The 1,427-nt window shown below is 70.4% G+C and carries 2 protein-coding genes; both read left to right on the forward strand.

The window, feature by feature from the left end; translation table 11 throughout:
• Positions 1–4: 4 nt before the first annotated feature.
• Positions 5–934: an amidohydrolase family protein gene (locus ACQKIP_RS47395; RefSeq protein ID WP_365863484.1), complete on the forward strand. Its 930-nt coding sequence runs from the start codon at positions 5–7 to the stop codon at positions 932–934.
• A gap of 53 nt (positions 935–987) precedes the next feature.
• The coding region (locus ACQKIP_RS47400; RefSeq protein ID WP_427745863.1) for an MFS transporter at positions 988–1,427 on the forward strand (440 nt) is incomplete at its 3' end.

The following is a 1,427-nucleotide window of genomic DNA, read 5'->3' on the forward strand; positions in this document are numbered from 1 at the left end:
CCCGATGACTGACCCCGACCAGGCTTTCGCCGTCACCCCCGGCTGGCTCGACTGGTACCGCGGCCCGACCAAGCCGGCCTTCGTCCTGCCTGCGGGGACCGTGGACGCCCACTGCCATGTGTTCGGCCCCGCCGCCGAGTTTCCCTTCGCGGCCGAACGCAGGTACACGCCCGTCGACGCCTCCCGACACGACCTGTTCGCCCTGCGCGACCATCTCGGCATCGCGCGCAACGTCATCGTGCAGGCCACCTGCCACGGCGCCGACAACAGCGCCCTGGTGGACGCCTTGTCCGCCGCGGGCGGCCGGGCCCGCGGGGTGGCGACCGTGCGCCCCGATACCAGCGATGCGGAACTGCGGCGCCTGCACGAGGCGGGAGTGCGCGGGGTGCGCTTCAACTTCGTACGACGCCTGGTGGACACCGCACCCACCGAGGCCCTGGCCGCCGTCGCCCGCAGGATCGCACCCCTGGGATGGCACGTCGTCCTCTACTTCGAGGCCCCGGACCTGCCGGACCTGGAGACGTTCTTCGCCTCCCTGCCCGTGCCGCTCGTCATCGACCACATGGGCCGCCCCGACGTCACCCGGAGCCCCGAGGGGCCCGAGTTCGCCCACTTCCTGCGCTTCGTGGAGAGCAACGACGTCTGGGTCAAAGTCTCCTGCCCCGAGCGCCTGACCGTCACCGGACCACCCGCCCTGGACGGCGAGCGCCACGCCTACCGCGACGTCGTGCCCTTCGCCCGCAAGGTCGTCGACGAGTTCACCGACCGCGCCCTGTGGGGCACCGACTGGCCCCACCCCAACCTCAAGCACCACATGCCCGACGACGGCCTGCTCGTCGACCACATCCCGCACGTCGCCACGACCCCCGCACGCCAACAGGCCCTGCTGGTCGACAACCCGCGGCGTCTGTACTGGCCCGAAGAGGCCGGCTGACCGCAAGCCACCGGCCCCGCAACGGTGCCGCGTCCCCATCCCAGGAGCGTGCAGTGCAGCACACCCCCGCCACCAACGCGGCCAACCGGCTCGACCGGTTGCCCATCTCGAAATTCCACAAGACCACCCTCTACGCGGTGGCGTTCGCCTACTTCTTCGAGTTCGCGGACATCAACACCTTCGCCATCACGGCCCCCGTGATCCGCGAACAATGGGGTGCCGACGTCAACCACGTCGCCTACGTGACGTCGTTGTCCTTCGTCGGCATGTTCATCGGGGCCGTGGTCGCCGGCGGCCTTGCCGACCGACTGGGACGCCGGCGCACGCTCATCGCGACCACGTTCTGGTACACCGCGTGGTCCTTCGCGTGCGTCTTCGCCTGGGACATCTGGTCCCTGGGCGTCTTTCGCGTGCTGACCTCGGCGGGCCTGTCCGCGATGACCGTCGTCGCCGTCGTCTACATCAGCGAGCTCTACCCGCGGGCCAAGCGCGG

Source organism: Streptomyces sp. NPDC059900 (assembly GCF_050270335.1).
Classification (GTDB): domain Bacteria; phylum Actinomycetota; class Actinomycetes; order Streptomycetales; family Streptomycetaceae; genus Streptomyces.